Source organism: Pseudoalteromonas sp. A25 (genome assembly GCF_009176705.1).
Taxonomy (GTDB): Bacteria; Pseudomonadota; Gammaproteobacteria; order Enterobacterales; family Alteromonadaceae; genus Pseudoalteromonas.
Genome location: NZ_AP021846.1, coordinates 3,485,011 through 3,499,979, shown reverse-complemented (window position 1 = coordinate 3,499,979; position 14,969 = coordinate 3,485,011). Strand labels below are relative to the sequence as shown.

Annotated in this window: 13 protein-coding genes; 8 read left to right on the top strand and 5 right to left on the bottom strand. The window is 43.4% G+C overall.

The window, feature by feature from the left end; genetic code table 11:
* Positions 1 to 312 precede the first annotated feature (312 nt).
* The 3 genes from GDK41_RS15125 to GDK41_RS15115 all read left to right on the top strand — a co-directional run bounded on the left by GDK41_RS15125 (position 313) and on the right by GDK41_RS15115 (position 5,033).
* Positions 313 to 1,380: an efflux RND transporter periplasmic adaptor subunit gene (locus GDK41_RS15125; protein ID WP_152087191.1), complete on the top strand. Its 1,068-nt coding sequence runs from the start codon at positions 313 to 315 to the stop codon at positions 1,378 to 1,380.
* Positions 1,377 to 4,448: an efflux RND transporter permease subunit gene (locus tag GDK41_RS15120; protein WP_152087190.1), complete on the top strand. Its 3,072-nt coding sequence runs from the start codon at positions 1,377 to 1,379 to the stop codon at positions 4,446 to 4,448. Before GDK41_RS15125 ends, GDK41_RS15120 begins: the two co-directional genes overlap by 4 nt.
* Positions 4,449 to 4,550: 102 nt before the next feature.
* Positions 4,551 to 5,033, top strand: a complete 483-nt coding sequence (locus tag GDK41_RS15115; protein WP_232056474.1) for a DUF3016 domain-containing protein — start codon at positions 4,551 to 4,553, stop codon at positions 5,031 to 5,033.
* A 46-nt stretch (positions 5,034 to 5,079) separates the two neighbouring features.
* On the opposite strand, the gene GDK41_RS15110 is transcribed toward GDK41_RS15115, so the two are convergent.
* Complete coding sequence (locus tag GDK41_RS15110) at positions 5,080 to 5,373, bottom strand: prephenate dehydrogenase (RefSeq protein WP_152087189.1); 294 nt, start codon at positions 5,371 to 5,373, stop codon at positions 5,080 to 5,082.
* Between the two features lie 71 nt (positions 5,374 to 5,444).
* On the opposite strand from GDK41_RS15110, the gene GDK41_RS15105 reads away from it, so the two are divergent.
* Positions 5,445 to 5,654 carry a hypothetical protein gene (locus GDK41_RS15105; RefSeq protein WP_152087188.1) on the top strand — a complete coding sequence of 70 codons (210 nt, stop codon included), beginning with the start codon at positions 5,445 to 5,447 and terminating at the stop codon, positions 5,652 to 5,654.
* A gap of 20 nt (positions 5,655 to 5,674) precedes the next feature.
* Here GDK41_RS15105 and epmB read toward each other — a convergent pair whose 3' ends face one another.
* Positions 5,675 to 6,688 (bottom strand): EF-P beta-lysylation protein EpmB, encoded by a 1,014-nt coding sequence (gene epmB, locus GDK41_RS15100; protein ID WP_152087187.1) that lies wholly within the window; start codon positions 6,686 to 6,688, stop codon positions 5,675 to 5,677.
* A 41-nt stretch (positions 6,689 to 6,729) separates the two neighbouring features.
* Here epmB and efp point away from each other — a divergent pair, with 41 nt between their 5' ends.
* Positions 6,730 to 7,296: an elongation factor P gene (gene efp / locus GDK41_RS15095; protein WP_152087186.1), complete on the top strand. Its 567-nt coding sequence runs from the start codon at positions 6,730 to 6,732 to the stop codon at positions 7,294 to 7,296.
* Positions 7,297 to 7,390: 94 nt separating this feature from the next.
* Positions 7,391 to 8,365, top strand: a complete 975-nt coding sequence (gene epmA / locus GDK41_RS15090) for an elongation factor P--(R)-beta-lysine ligase (RefSeq protein WP_152087185.1) — start codon at positions 7,391 to 7,393, stop codon at positions 8,363 to 8,365.
* A gap of 21 nt (positions 8,366 to 8,386) precedes the next feature.
* Here epmA and GDK41_RS15085 read toward each other — a convergent pair whose 3' ends face one another.
* The 3 genes from GDK41_RS15085 to GDK41_RS15075 all read right to left on the bottom strand — a co-directional run bounded on the left by GDK41_RS15085 (position 8,387) and on the right by GDK41_RS15075 (position 11,279).
* Positions 8,387 to 9,604 (bottom strand): methyl-accepting chemotaxis protein, encoded by a 1,218-nt coding sequence (locus tag GDK41_RS15085; protein WP_172971658.1) that lies wholly within the window; start codon positions 9,602 to 9,604, stop codon positions 8,387 to 8,389.
* Between the two features lie 117 nt (positions 9,605 to 9,721).
* Positions 9,722 to 10,417 (bottom strand): glycerophosphodiester phosphodiesterase, encoded by a 696-nt coding sequence (locus GDK41_RS15080; protein ID WP_152087184.1) that lies wholly within the window; start codon positions 10,415 to 10,417, stop codon positions 9,722 to 9,724.
* Positions 10,383 to 11,279 (bottom strand): DMT family transporter, encoded by an 897-nt coding sequence (locus GDK41_RS15075; protein WP_152087183.1) that lies wholly within the window; start codon positions 11,277 to 11,279, stop codon positions 10,383 to 10,385. Before GDK41_RS15075 ends, GDK41_RS15080 begins: the two co-directional genes overlap by 35 nt.
* A gap of 412 nt (positions 11,280 to 11,691) precedes the next feature.
* Between GDK41_RS15075 and rnr the strand changes: the two genes are divergently transcribed.
* Together rnr and rlmB are read left to right on the top strand one after the other, a co-directional pair.
* A complete protein-coding gene (gene rnr, locus GDK41_RS15070; RefSeq protein ID WP_152087182.1) occupies positions 11,692 to 14,175 on the top strand; it encodes a ribonuclease R in 2,484 nt (827 codons plus the stop codon).
* 3 nt (positions 14,176 to 14,178) lie between these two features.
* Complete coding sequence (rlmB, locus tag GDK41_RS15065; RefSeq protein ID WP_152087181.1) at positions 14,179 to 14,922, top strand: 23S rRNA (guanosine(2251)-2'-O)-methyltransferase RlmB; 744 nt, start codon at positions 14,179 to 14,181, stop codon at positions 14,920 to 14,922.
* Positions 14,923 to 14,969: the final 47 nt, after the last annotated feature.

Genomic DNA, 14,969 nt, shown 5'->3' with positions numbered 1-14,969 from the left:
GTGGTTTATCGCTTACATACATACATACATACATACATACATACATACATACATACCTTCCTGTCCTAACGGTTATAACCCGGCACACAAAATTACTCTGCCTGTGCATTTGATTCAGTAGCTGCCATAGCAATGATTGAGTCTTACCTAGCTTCAGCTATTGTTTGCTTTTCATCATGTTAGCCGATAAACCTGTCATCTATTGAGTGCAAATTAACCATCTATGCCTGCATGTATTTGTATTTTCTAGACTATGATTACTTTGAGTTTGAAATTACACCGTTAGCTAGCCAATCAAGACAGGAGTTTATAATGGCCTTTTTTCGTTTTTACTTACCCACTCTGTTTACTTGTGTATTACTCATCGGTTGTTCGCCGAATGAAGCAACCAACGAAAAACCGCCTCAACTAAGACCTGTTAGAACCTTAACCGTAAGTACCTTTCAAACAGGCCCTGTGCAGGAGTTTCCGGGAGTGGTTGATGCGGCTAACTCGGCACAGCTATCGTTTAAAGTTGCAGGAGAAGTAAGCCAATTACTGGTTAAACAAGGACAAGATGTCAAAAAAGGAGATGTGATAGCGGTGTTAGATGATACCGACTATAAACTCGCTTTAGATGAGGCAAAAGCGTCGTTTGAAAAAGCCAATGCTGATTTTGGTAGAGCAGAAAAACTGCTCAAAACGGGCACTATATCAAAGGCGGATTATGACCAACTGAAACTGCAATATTCTAGCGCTAAAAATCAATTGGCGACCGCTAAAAATAACTTAGACTACACAACGCTGCACGCCTCTTTTGATGGCGTTGTGGCGCGCACACAAATAGAGCCTTTTGAAGAGGTGCAGGCGAAGCAACCGATTGCCACATTACAAGATATTAAAACGATTAATATCAAGGTCAATGTGCCTGAAAGTGTCATGATCAATGTCTCCAAAGACGCACCCAAGCAAGTATATGCTCAATTTTCTTCGATAGAAGGCAGGCGTTTTCCATTAAGTTTTGTTGAGGTAAGCACAAAAGCGAATGAAGTCACTAACACTTACGAAGTGACGTTAAGTATGGGCCCACCATCTGATTACAATATCTTGCCAGGTATGTCAGCAAAGGTTTTTGCTAGCCAGTTAAGTGCCGCGCATCAAGCGATTTATTTACCAGTAAAAACGGTATTGAAAGACGAGCTTGGACATTTTGTTTGGACGGTTGAGCAGGTAGAAAAACACAAAGGAAAAATTGTAAAAACAGCCGTGCAGATAGGTGAAATGACCGAGTATGGCTTTCAAATATTAAGTGGTGTTTCTGTTGGTGAGCAGGTTGTTTCAGCGGGTATGAGTAAAGTGAGCGATGGGCAACTAGTGAAGTTTTCTGGAGGCGACGCGTGAACATTACTCGATTGGCGCTAGAAAACAGTCGCACAGCATGGGTTGTCATCATTGCCATGCTCGTTTTTGGGATACTGGCGTTTAACAAAATGCCTAAAGACTATGATCCTGGTTTTATTATTCGTACGGCGCAAGTTGTAACGTATTTCCCGGGTGCAAGCCCTCAACGGGTAGAAGAATTGGTAACTGACCAAATAGAAAAGGTCGCACAGCAGATCCCTGAGTTAGATTTTGTCTCGAGTACCTCAAAAACGGGGGTATCGATTGTAAGCGTGAACATTAAGGAGCGCTATAAAGAGATGCGCCCTATTTGGGATAACTTACGGCGCAAAGTACAAAGTATTGAGGCGGATCTTCCTAAAGGTACACAAAGGCCGATAGTAAACGATGAGTTTGGTGATGTGTTTGGCATTGTTATTGGTCTAACTGCCGAGGGGTACAGCCACAGAGAAATGGAAGAAGTTGCAGAGCAAGCTCGCGACGCGCTATTACGTTTACCAGATGCTGCAAAAGTAGAAGTGTATGGTACACAAGCGCAGCGGGTATTTATTGAATTCGAAAATAGCCGTTTAGCAGCACTGGAATTGTCAGCGGGGATCTTACAACAGCAGCTAGCAGCGCGTAACATTGTAAATCCTGGCGGTTCACTGTATGTCGGTGATGAAACGCTGGTTGTGGAGCCCAGCGGTAATTTTGAGTCAGTAACTGAAATTGCCAATACCATCATTAACGTTCCTGGTAGTGAACAGGTCATGTTACTGTCTGATATTGCAAAGGTATATCGTGATCATATTGAACCAGCCAAATCTAAAGTTAGGGTAGGAACAGAAGAAGGGTTGACGATTGGCATTGCCATGCGCAAAGGAGGAAATAACCTCGAGTTAGGGAAGCAAGTAAAGCAAGCATTGGCGCGTTTAGAAAGTGTTTATCCCATTGGGGTTGAATTTAAGCTATTGTCGTTTTTACCAGAAGAAGTCGATAAGAAGGTTAACGATTTCATTGCAAATTTAGTACAAGCTGTTCTGGTTGTGACTGTGGTGATGTTATTTACGCTAGGGTTGCGTACCGGGTTTGTGGTAGCAAGTTTGATACCTATGAGTATGGTGTTTGGTATTTTAGTGATGTCGTTTTTTGATATCAGTATCGACCAAATTTCTTTGGCGGCGCTGATTATTGCGCTGGGTATGTTGGTTGATAATGGCATCGTGATGTCTGAAAACATCATGGTTCAGATGGAGCAAGGAAAGCCGGCATCCCAGGCTGCTATCGACTCTGCTCAAGAGCTCAAAGTGCCCTTGTTAGTCTCTTCGTTGACAACAGGTGCGGCATTTTTACCTATCTTTTTAGCCGAATCTGCCACGGGTGAATATACCGCCTCGTTATTTAAAGTGGTTACTATAACTTTGTTGTGTTCATGGCTGCTAGCACTGACGATGATCCCGATGTTGTGTGTTTACTTTGTGAAAGTTAAATCTGCTCAACAGCAGGCATTTAGTGGTGCGGTTTATCAAAGTTATCGGGCTGTATTGGGTACTTTAATGCAGCACCGCTGGTTGACAGTTGGTGCCTGTGTCGTGATGTTTGTTCTTGCGATTCAAGCTTTGCAGTTTATTCCTAAGTTATTTTTTCCACCATCAGATAGGAGCTACTTTAAAGTTGAACTTGAGCTTCCTGTAGGCACTCGTCTAGACGCAACTGAAACTCTAGTTAAAGATCTTGAGCAGTACATTGCGGAGCAGCTTTTAATTGGTGACAAAAGAGATAAAGGGGTCACTAAGTGGGTAACCTATATAGGTAACGGTGGTCCTCGTTTTTTACTTAGTCATAATCCAGAACCGAGTAGTTCAAATTATGCCCTGATGGTGGTGTCGGTGACTTCTTACATGTTAATCGATGACATGATGGATAAAATAGAAAGCTATGCACTGCAACAGTATCCGGATCTGTTGCTCAAACAACGTAAGATTGAAAATGGTGCCGCGATTAATAATCCAGTTGAGGTACGTATCTTAGGAGAAGACGAGCAAAAAGTGATGGAGATAGCGAAGCAGGTAAAAGAAAAAATGCGCGAAACCTCAGGTTTAAAAGCGATCAGTGATGACTGGGGGTTACCTATTAAAAAGCTTGAGATCAATATTGATCAAGCACGAGCGCGCAGAGCTGGTGTATCAAGTGAAGATATTGCTACCTCGCTGCAAACCGGGTTAAGTGGGTTGGAGTTGACTCAGTATCGAGAGAAAGAAGATACAATCCCGGTGATCTTGCGCTCTGTAGCATCAGATAGACAAGATATTGCGAAGCTTAAAGCGATGGCTGTTTACTCACAATCATCGGGAAACTCGGTACCTCTACAGCAGGTTGCCGATGTTGATGTGGTGTGGGAAAGTGCGCAAATATTTCGTCGAGATCGTGTTAAAGCCGTTGTAATTGGCGCGCAAATAGAGGGGATCACTGCAAGTGAAGGGTTTGCAGAGCTGACACCTTGGCTTGAAACGCAGCAGCAGGAGTGGCCATTTGGGTATACGTTTGAGTTAGGCGGGGAAGCCGAATCTTCAGGTAAAGCCAATCAATCTATAGCTCAAAAGCTCCCCATTGCTGTACTAATTATTGTGCTACTGCTGGTGGCACAATTTAATTCAATTCGTAAAACATTACTGGTGCTGGTCACAATTCCTTTGGGATTTATTGGTGTGGTTGTCGGTCTATTTATAGGGCAGTCATTTTTTGGTTTTATGACGCTACTGGGCGTGATCTCATTGGCTGGTATTGTAATAAACAATGCCATTGTTTTACTTGAGCGGATCAAAACGGAATTAGATAACGCCCCCGATGAACCAGTCGAGGCCATTATCATGGCTGCACAAGCACGTATGCGGCCTATTCTATTGACAACCGCAACAACGGTACTTGGTTTATTGCCTTTGTATTTTGGTGGTGGTGAAATGTGGGAGCCTATGGCATTAAGCATTATGGGCGGGCTACTGTTTTCAACCATATTAACGTTAGGCGTGGTGCCTGTGTTGTATGCACTGTTGTTTGGTATTTCACATAACAAGGCTCAGAGCTAATTTGCATGTTTGCGAAAAGATGTAAAAGTGCGTAAACCTTACAGACAAAACAAGGATTGTTGGTTAGATTAAAAAATGACAAAGAACATGAGGAGACTTGGTATGCAAAAGGCGATTACATTGGCAATGTGTTTATTATTTACCTCGAGTGTATGGGCAGGTGAGGGACAAGTACATTTTAAAGATTTTAACGATTACCGTGATGTATATCCTTCCAATGAAGTTAAAGGTGCCTTTCATAAGCGCTTAGCCAAACAATTTGAAAAGCATATTGTTAAGCTTGCGGAAGAACTGCCTGCAGGCTACAAACTAGACGTGACTTTTAACGATATCGACCTTGCGGGTGAAGCCCGTTTTAATATGGATAATGTGCGAGTTGTAAAAGATATTTACTTCCCACGCTTAGAGATTAGTTACAGTTTGGTTGATGATAAAGGGCTGCAAGTGTTAGGCGCTACCGAGGAGCTTAAAGACATGAGTTTCCTAGACAGAATAAAATCAGGCCGACAGGGGGCGCTATATTACGAAAAGCGTTTGCTCGATCAGTGGTTTGCATCGCATATAGTAAACGCGGTTAAAAGATAAAGCTTTTATAGCGCACCGAGCATCGTGTTTGGGTGCGCTGTTTTAATCACTTAAATGTGGCCAAAAGCTGCAGTAAGCTTTGCAGTTTTAATACGGTGGTTTTGAGCTTTTCTTCATCTATTTGCTCTTGCTCACTCAACGCTTTTACATCAGCGGCAACATCTAATACATAGGGCTTAAAACGTTTCGCTTCAAAATTGAACCCCGCTTCTTCGGTAAATAAGGCTTTAAACTTACCATGGCCTTGTTGCTGCAGTTCATCTAATTTTGTATCAGCATCAAGTGACTGACGATAAACAACTTTTAGGTTTTCATTTAATTTTTCAATGATCGTTTGCATATTTTTCCTAAAGTTATTGTTGAAACGGCCGATAGTCTACGTGGATTCATCTAAAAAGTCAGGTAACGCTTATGAATATTTCCGGAAATAACCTGCCTGTGATGTCTGGTGCGGGGCAAAGTGGCGAAGTATACAGCGCTAACTTAGCTAAAAAGCAGCAGCAAGCAGAAGGGAAGGCGGCACTTGCTTTGATTGAAGCCGCTGGGAGTAGCGCAGCTGCGCAAAGTCCCGCACAATCAACCACAGCAAGTTTAGGTAATAATATTAACGTCTACGTATAACGCTTGCGTTGTACTAGCTGTTAATTAAGCTGTAAATCAATCGGTGTCTTACTTGCTTTGCCACCGATTTCTCTTACCAATTTAGGCACCAAAAAGCCAGGTAATGCTTCTAGCAGTTCAGCCATAATACGCTTCGCGTTAGTCTCCGACACATCAAAATGACTCGCCCCTTCTACTTTATCGAGCAAGTGCAAGTAATATGGCAGAATATCCGCGGTAAATAGGGCTTCGCTCAACGTAATTTGTGCTTCGCTAGTATCATTAATCCCTTTTAGAAGAACAGCTTGGTTAAGTAAAGTGACATGTGCTTGCTTGAGCTTGTTCATTGCGTTAATAAAGTCATCATCAATTTCGTTAGCGTGGTTAACGTGGTTAACTAAAATAACTTTCAAACGGCTTTGAGCCAAGCGGGCGCAGAGGCTACTGGTGATACGTGATGGCATAACGACAGGTAAACGGCTATGAATTCTTAAGCGTTTTAACTGAGTTAAAGGTTCAAGCTGATCTAAAAGCCATGCAATCGCATCGTCTTTGGCCATTAGCGGATCGCCACCACTTAAGATAACCTCATTAATTTCAGGGTGTTGTTTAACGTATTCGACGACATCTAGCAATGTGCGTTTGTTAAGTTGGTTTTCTTGATAAGGGAAGTGGCGGCGAAAACAATATCGGCAGTTTACTGCACAGCCGGTTTTTAACATCACTAAAATGCGCGAACGATACTTGTGTAACACGCCAGGCTGGGCACTTTGCTGTTCTTGCAGTGGGTCTTTATTGAAGCCTGCTTTGCTTAAAAATTCTTGATGCACAGGCATAACTTGCAATAACAAAGGATCGTTTTTATCACCATAGCGCATTTTTTTAATGAAGGCGTGTGGTACGCGCAGTGGAAATAAACGTCTCGCTTCGACATCTTTTGTGTCAAAATACGCCTCTAAACCCAACATATTGAGTAAGGTTTGAGGGCAAGTTACTACATTTGCCAATTCTTTTTGCCAGTTACTATGCAAATTTACTTCATTTGTTTGTATCATTAGCAGGTTTATTACTCGAAAAAAGATGATTAGAGGATACGATGGCGAATTATAGCACCAACGAGTTCAAGGGCGGCTTAAAAATTATGTTAGATGGCGAACCTTGTGCCATCTTAGAAAACGAAATGGTAAAACCAGGTAAAGGCCAAGCGTTTAACCGTGTAAAGATCCGTAAATTGATCTCAGGTAAAGTGTTAGAAAAAACATTTAAATCTGGTGACTCTGTAGAAGGCGCTGACGTTATGGATACCGATTTAGCGTATCTATACACCGATGGTGAGTTCTGGCACTTTATGAACAACGAAACGTTTGAACAAATTGCTGCTGATGAAAAAGCAGTGGGTGACAACGTGAAATGGTTAGTTGAAAACGATGTATGTACAATCACATTGTGGAACGGCAATCCTATCGCAGTAACACCACCTAACTTTGTAGAGCTAGAGATCACTGAAACTGATCCTGGCCTTAAAGGTGATACGGCGGGTACAGGTGGTAAACCAGCGACGCTAAGCACTGGTGCGGTTGTGCGTGTACCACTGTTTGTACAAATCGGCGAAGTGATCAAAGTTGACACGCGCAACGGTGAGTACGTAAGCCGCGTTAAGTAACGTATGACTTGTGCCTGATTGAAACGGCATAGAGTTTAAAAAGTCCAGCTAAATGCTGGGCTTTTTGTTTTAGTAACAATCCGAGAGTAACAGCATGTCACAGCAGTTATGGGCTCCGAGCGCAGCCATTGCCACTTTAAAGCAACGGGCAGAGATCTTAGCGCAGATCAGAGCTTTTTTTGCGAGTAAGAACGTCTTAGAAGTGGAAACACCTAGCTTATGTAGCGCCAGTGTAACAGATGTTCACTTAGCAAGCTTTAAGACCCGCTTTGTTGGGCCTGGCAATCAGGATGGACTGGATTTATACCTACAGACTTCGCCAGAATTTGCGATGAAAAGGTTATTGGCAGCAGGCAGTGGGCCTATTTATCAACTAGCAAAGGCATTTCGCAATGAAGAGTCGGGGCGCCACCATAACCCCGAATTTACTATGTTGGAATGGTATCGCCCTGGGTTTGATGAGCATGCCCTAATGGATGAAATCGAACAGCTGATACAATTGATTTTGCAATCAGCACCTTGTACGCGCCTTACTTATCAGCAGGTTTTTATTGATGTGCTAGGTCTTGACCCACTCAGTGCAAGCCTTGATGAGTTGAAATCTTGTGCGAGCAAACATGGTTACAGTGATATTGCCAGCCAAGAGAGTAACCCTGATACGTTGCTACAATTACTGTTTTGTATGGAAATTGAACCCAAAATAGGCATTGATGCGCCATGCTTTGTGTATCACTTTCCTGCCTCACAAGCGGCACTGGCAAAGCTAGATGACATTGACTCACGTGTTGCAGGGCGTTTTGAACTGTATTATCAGGGTATGGAGCTTGCCAATGGCTTCAATGAGCTGACAGATGCTCAAGAGCAAGCAACACGTTTTGCTCAAGACAACCAGTTGCGTGTGCAAATGGGCTTATCAGAAGTGGCGATTGACCAGCGTTTTATTGAGGCGTTACAACATGGTTTACCGCAATGTTCGGGCGTGGCGCTAGGTGTTGATAGGTTGATTATGTTGGCACTAAACAAAAGCCGTATTAGTGATGTACTGACATTTGGTGTGGAGCGAGCTTAGCGCTCGCTCCCAATGCAAAACTTATACAAACCTTTGTAGCTCTTGTTGGGTCGTTTCTGTGAGTTGCTGAGCACGCTGACAATCGTTCAATGCGCTATCAATTTGCGTTTTAGCTTGTTGTGCAAGGGCAACAATTTGTTGCACTGTTTCATGGGTATGTGCTTGCGTTGATTCTAGTTGGTGCACGGCACTGGCAATTTGTTCCAGTTGGGCTTGATTGCGCTCAAAGTCATGGCTCATATCTGTAAAGCCCTGAGAGGTTTTACTAATTGCTTGCTCAGCAGATTCAGAGTGACTAATTAGCTGCTCTGACTCTCGATGTGTTTCACCCACTAAACTGTTCATTTGATTTATAAAATCACTTATCTGGCGGGTTGCATCGTTCACTTTTACAGAGAGACTGCGCACTTCATCTGCCACCACAGCAAAGCCTCGCCCAGCTTCGCCTGCTCGCGCAGCTTCTATGGCGGCGTTAAGCGCAAGTAAGTTCGTCTGATCGGAAAACTCCTCGACCATTTTTAGAATGCTACGAATATTTTCGCTGTTCTCTTTTAAACCCGATACGGTGTTTGAAAAGTTACCAAGTAGTACAGTGATCTGTTTTACTTCATCAACTAGTGCAGTCAACGACTGTGATGACCCTCGAACAAAATGCAAGCTTTCGGTATTTGCTTGGTAGACTTGATCAGTATTGGCAACAATGCTTTGTAAGCTATGGGTGACTTGATCGCTGGCTGCAATGATAGAGTCACTCATATCAATTTGCTGAGCGCCAAAGTCGGCTGTTTGTTGCATCGAATGCGTGACTTGATAATTACTGGTCGCAGCAGTTTGCGCGCCTTCGTAGGTTTTTTCTAATAGTTCTCGTAGGTGCTGGGTGAAGGCATTGTATTGCTCACTTAACTCTCTGAATTCATCATAAGTGAACTTTGGCAATTTGGCATTCAAGTTACCATCTTGGCGGTTGGCTTGTTGGAGGCTGTCGCGCATCGCCCGCACAGGTCTGACAATTAAATAGCGCATATAAAAAAGGGTAAAGACAAAACCACCAACAGCACCAAAAGTCATTAACCAAAATAACCCGAGGCTGTCATCTTTGGCATCCAGTTCGCTATACAGCCAGACAAGAGTGATCACCTGAAAGGCAAAGACAAAACTGAGGTTGCCGAAAATTTTTCTCGATAGGGTATAAAAAAAGCTTTGTTCAATTTGATTATATAGGCGCATGTACAGACTCATTGTTGGCTTTTGGTTATCCATGTTTGTCCTCTTTTGAGACGCTGCATCCCTGATCATCTGGCTATCATCGAATTGCAACAGTTAAAACATAAATACTTCTTTAATCAATAATATATGCTAAGAACGAGATAAAATCATTTTTGCGTAACAAGGAAAATTACTAAAAATGCCATCCACGCCTAATGCTCGCATATCTTCGATATCTTGTTGCTTATCGACAGTATAGGCGAATACCTTTAGTCCTCGTTGTTTTGCATCATCAACAAACTGATGATTTATAAAGTTTTTATCGATATGAATGCTGTAAGCATGCAACCGCTGTGCAAATTCTGCATACTGCAGTGGGATTGAGCCTGTTAGGGCGCCAATTTTTACCCATGGCATGTTTTGTTTTAACCACACAAGTTGATGATGATCAAATGATGAAACCAGTAATTGCTCTCGGGAAAATGTACCTTGCTGCACATTTTGCTCAATACAGGAAACAAACTGATCAAGACTAAAAGTATGTTTTAGCTCTAAATTGATCATGGTGTTGTGGCCTATGGCGTCAAACACTTGTTGCAAGTTAGGAATAAACTCACCGTTACCCGCATCTAGTGCTTGTATTTCTTTAAGCGGTGTTTTGTTAACTTTGCCCGAGCCATTAGTGGTTCTATCCAGCCACGTGTCGTGCACAATTGCATAATCATCAGCACAGCTTTGTACGTCTAGCTCAATACCGTCTACGTCAGCTTGTAATGCTGCTTGAATGGCACTGAGCGTATTTTCAGGGTAATTACCGCTGGCTCCCCGATGAGCGAATACTAGCATTGGGCTTTTTCCTTGTGATAGACCAAGTTTCAAAACAAGCAGCGCTGATCACCAGCAAACCGCCAACGAGAGTCATAATTGTTGGTTTTTCTGCCAACAGCATAAAGGCCAAAAGCGTCCCATACAAGGGCTGTAAGCAAGAAATTAATCCAGCGGTGGTCGCCGATAAGTGCTTTAAGCTGCTAGCAAACAAAGCGTGAGGAATTGCCGTAAATACAGCACCTGCGAGTAAAATATAATAAACATCTTGGCTTGGCAGCTGTGTTGGCGGGACCTCTACAAAAACAGCTAACATTACACAGGCCGTCAATGTTTGGTAAAACATGGTATGAGGCCCACTGTAAGTGACAAAAAAGCGTTTTTGCAATAAATTACGTAGCGCAAATAAAGCGCCTGAACTGACGCCTGTAATAATACCCAAAGTGACCTGGTTTCCAAGGTTAGCCTCAGGAATAAGTAGATAGATACCCAGCATTACCACGGCCGCACTTATAATATCTTTGTTTTTGATTTTTTGTTTAGTAAATAAAGGCTCTAGAAAGACAGTAATAACTGGGTAGGTAAAAAAGGCAATGATCCCTGTGGCTATTCCTGCCATTTGCATACCTGCAAAGTAAGTCACCCAATGCAAGCCCACCACAACACCAAGTAGTATCGCGATGAAGTAATCTTTGGGGCGCGCTAAACGCAGAGGTTTGCCCATCAACTTTAATAGTAAAGCCAAGACGATAAAGGCGACAGCAGTGCGATAAACGGTTATGTCCAATGCTGATAGATCAATGAGTTTAGAAAACAGTGCAGTCCCCCCAAAAAGTAGTACAGCAATGTGGAGGTACAAAAGAGAGGTTTGTTCAGCTCGCATGAGTTACTTTATTGTCGTTTTTAAGAATGCCAGTGTAGCATGTTGACATTTGTCACTGAAATAGCCGCCATAAAAACATTAAGCTATTTGAATAAGTTCAACGAAATCAGTCATTATGCAAACTTTCATGTATCACAATACCCACTTTTTGCAGCACAAAGAACGAAAGATTGGGATGTGGGCACTGATATTTGCTGTTTTTTACTTTTTTCCCATGATACCCAAATGAGAGGGGGTGAATGCGCTCTATGCTACTCGCATAGCTAGGCAAAAGGGGGGGCTGTAAAAAAAAACTGTCAAATTAGGCATATTAGTGCCGCGTTAGCGTAAATAAAACTTTCACTCTGTTGAGCTGTCTCATTTTCGGCTTTTGGGTTAAAATAACAACATAACTCAATTAACAAGTTAGTGAATGTCAAAACAGGATCCTTATCTCAGTCGAGAGAAAGACAAATACGAAAACCCAGTACCCAGTCGCGAGTTTATTTTAGAGCATATCAAAGCTGCCGATAAAGCGACGACTTTTAGTCAACTCTGCAATAGCCTCAATGTGTTAGATGATGAACGTCAAGTGGCGTTTAAACGTCGTTTGCGCGCCATGGAGCGTGATGGACAACTGCACTTCAATAAATTTAAACGCTACGTCATTCCAACGGATGATGGTTTGGTTAAAGGTCGGGTTATAGGTCATCGAGATGGTTTTGGCTTTTTGGCCGTTGAGGGTGAGCCTAAAGATTGGTTTATTGCCAAGCATCAAATGAACGGTGTATTACATGGTGACATCGTACTGGCGAAAGCGGCGAGTCGAGGCTCTGGCGGTAAGGTAGAAGCGCGTATAGTGCGTGTGTTAGAGAACGAGCGGGCACCGTTGGTTGGCCGTTACTTTGTCGAGTACGGTACGGCGGTTGTGGTGCCAGAAGATCCGCGTATCACGCAAGATATTATCATTTTGCCGGGCAGTGAAAATGGCGCGCGCCACAATCAAATGGTGCAAATACAAATAACCCAAAGCCCCACAAGGCATATGAACGCAGTGGGTAAAGTAACAGAAGTACTCGGAGAGCATATGGCGCCCGGTATGGAAATTGAAGTTGCTTTGCGAAATCACGATATTCCCCATGTTTGGCCACAAGCAGTACTTGATCAAGTTGCTCGCCACGGTGAAGAAGTTGAAGAAGCGGATAAGCTCGGGCGTATAGATTTGCGTGACTTACCATTGATAACGATAGACGGTGAAGATGCCCGAGACTTTGATGATGCAGTTTACTGTGAGCGTAAAAAGTCAGGTGGCTGGCGTTTATGGGTTGCTATCGCTGATGTGTCGCACTATGTGCCAAAAGGCAGTCCGCTGGATAAAGAGGCCATAGAGCGTGGTAACTCGGTGTACTTCCCCGAGCAAGTGATCCCCATGTTACCTAAGGTGCTATCAAATGGCTTGTGTTCGCTCAACCCGCAAGTAGACCGCTTGTGTATGGTGGCTGAAATGACCGTCTCTGATGCGGGCCGTTTATCAGGCTATCGATTTTATGAGGCGATCATGAATTCGCATGCGCGAATGACCTACACTAAAGTGCATGGGATTTTGCAAGGTGATGAACACTTACGCGAACAATACGCGCAGTTAGTGCCACATTTAACTGATTTGCAGCAAATGTACATGGCGCTAAAATCAGCTAGGCAAACTCGTGGTGCGATTGAGTTTGAAACGATTGAAACACGTTTTGTATTTAATGCCCATCGTAAGATTGAGTCGATTGTGCCCTTGGTACGTAACGATGCGCACAAGCTAATTGAAGAGTGCATGATCTTAGCTAATGTCTCTGCAGCGAAGTTGCTTGAAAAGCATGAAGCCAGTGCGTTGTATCGAGTGCACGACGAACCAGATCAAGAAAAGCTGAGTCATTTCAGGCAGTTTTTAAATGACTTGGGTATTGAGAGTTTATTACCAAACGACCCGTCACCGTTAGAGTTGACCGAGGCGCTCAACTCATTGGGCGAACGCCCAGAACAAGAGTTAATTCAAACCATGCTACTGCGCTCAATGAAGCAAGCAGTATATCAGCCTGATAACATCGGTCACTATGGTTTAGCGCTTGATGCGTATGCACACTTTACATCACCGATTCGTCGTTACCCTGATTTAGTAGTACACAGAGCCATCAAAGGTATTTTAGATACTCAAGGTCAAAAAACATCAGGTGCATATGTGTATGACACTGATGAGGTGGACCAGCTTGGTGAGCAGTGTTCAACCACTGAGCGTCGTGCTGATGATGCGACCCGTGAAGTTGCGGATTGGCTAAAATGCGAATTCATGCAAGATCATGTGGGTGATGAATTTAGCGGTGTGGTGTCTTCTGTGACAAACTTTGGTTTGTTTGTACGCTTAGATGACTTGCAAATTGATGGCATGATCCATATTTCTAGCTTAGGTCAAGAGTACTTTCACTACGATGGTGCCAAACATTGCTTGGTAGGAGAGCACAGTCGGCAAGTCTATCGTTTAGGCGATAAACTGAAGGTTGTCGTGGCGTCTGTAAGCTTAGATGAGCGACGTATCAATCTAGCTATGGCGGGTGAGCAACTTCCAGATAGATACGCACGGCGTCGCAATCAGTCAGTGAAATCACAAGCAAGGCCTGCGCCACAAAGTGTGAGAGCGCAGCTCAAAGCAGGTAAAATACCTGGTAAAAAAGAGGCTGAGCAAGGCGAGAAGAAAGAAGAACGTAAGCCAAAAAAGGGTAAAAAGACGACCCCTAAAGGCAAAGTGAAAAAAGCTAAAAAAGCGGGTGTTGCGCCGAAAAAAGGCCAGTCAAAAACCAAGGGTAAAAAAGTGAAGGCAAAACGCCCTGGTAAAAATGCCCGTAAAACACAGAATAATAGCTCTGGAGCATAAAAAGTGAGTAACGAATTAATTTTTGGCTTTCATTCTATCGAAGCCATTTTGGGCAAAGAACCTGAGCGCTTTTTAGAAATTTATGCGCTTAAAGGTCGTGAAGATAAACGCTTGAATCCGTTGATCAATGAAGCTCGAAAGTTCGGTATTTCGGTGCAGTTTATGCAAAGAAAGGCACTGGATAACAAAGCTAAAGGCGAGCAACACCAAGGTATTATTGCCAATGTAAAAGCTGCCAGAACTTACAACGAAAAAGATTTAGATGAGATCATCGCGCGTGAAACAACCCCGTTCTTTTTAGTGCTCGATGGCGTGACCGATCCACATAACCTCGGCGCTTGTTTACGAAGTGCAGATGCGGCGGGGGCACACGCGGTCATTGTGCCAAAAGACAAATCAGCAAAGCTTAATGGTACAGCTCGAAAGGTTGCGTGTGGGGCTGCCGAAACGGTTCCGCTTATTCAAGTAACTAACCTTGCTCGCACATTACGTGATATCAAAGAAGCGGGTGTGTGGGTTGCAGGCACAGCTGGTGAAACCGACACAGGAGTTTTTGATGCCAACCTAACAGGACCAATCGCGATAGTGATGGGGGCTGAAGGCGATGGCATGCGTCGTTTAACGCGTGAGCATTGTGATGTGCTAGTGAAAATTCCGATGGTAGGCACGGTATCAAGTTTGAATGTTTCAGTGGCAACGGGTATTTGTTTATTTGAAGTATTACGCCAGCGTAACGCTTTGCAATAATAACGGGTCACCACAGATACATATGCAAAAGCGCAGAAATTGTCTGC

Bases quoted from the DNA above. Each gene is read 5' to 3' on its own strand.
- efp (WP_152087186.1), top strand. From the start codon at position 6,730: ATGGCGAATTATAGCACCAACGAGTTCAAGGGCGGCTTAAAAATTATG.
- epmA (WP_152087185.1), top strand. From the start codon at position 7,391: ATGTCACAGCAGTTATGGGCTCCGAGCGCAGCCATTGCCACTTTAAAG.
- GDK41_RS15125 (WP_152087191.1), top strand. From the start codon at position 313: ATGGCCTTTTTTCGTTTTTACTTACCCACTCTGTTTACTTGTGTATTA.
- rnr (WP_152087182.1), top strand. From the start codon at position 11,692: ATGTCAAAACAGGATCCTTATCTCAGTCGAGAGAAAGACAAATACGAA.
- GDK41_RS15115 (WP_232056474.1), top strand. From the start codon at position 4,551: ATGCAAAAGGCGATTACATTGGCAATGTGTTTATTATTTACCTCGAGT.
- epmB (WP_152087187.1), bottom strand. From the start codon at position 6,688: ATGATACAAACAAATGAAGTAAATTTGCATAGTAACTGGCAAAAAGAA.
- GDK41_RS15075 (WP_152087183.1), bottom strand. From the start codon at position 11,279: ATGCGAGCTGAACAAACCTCTCTTTTGTACCTCCACATTGCTGTACTA.
- GDK41_RS15080 (WP_152087184.1), bottom strand. From the start codon at position 10,417: ATGCTAGTATTCGCTCATCGGGGAGCCAGCGGTAATTACCCTGAAAAT.
- GDK41_RS15105 (WP_152087188.1), top strand. From the start codon at position 5,445: ATGAATATTTCCGGAAATAACCTGCCTGTGATGTCTGGTGCGGGGCAA.
- GDK41_RS15085 (WP_172971658.1), bottom strand. From the start codon at position 9,604: ATGAGTCTGTACATGCGCCTATATAATCAAATTGAACAAAGCTTTTTT.
- GDK41_RS15110 (WP_152087189.1), bottom strand. From the start codon at position 5,373: ATGCAAACGATCATTGAAAAATTAAATGAAAACCTAAAAGTTGTTTAT.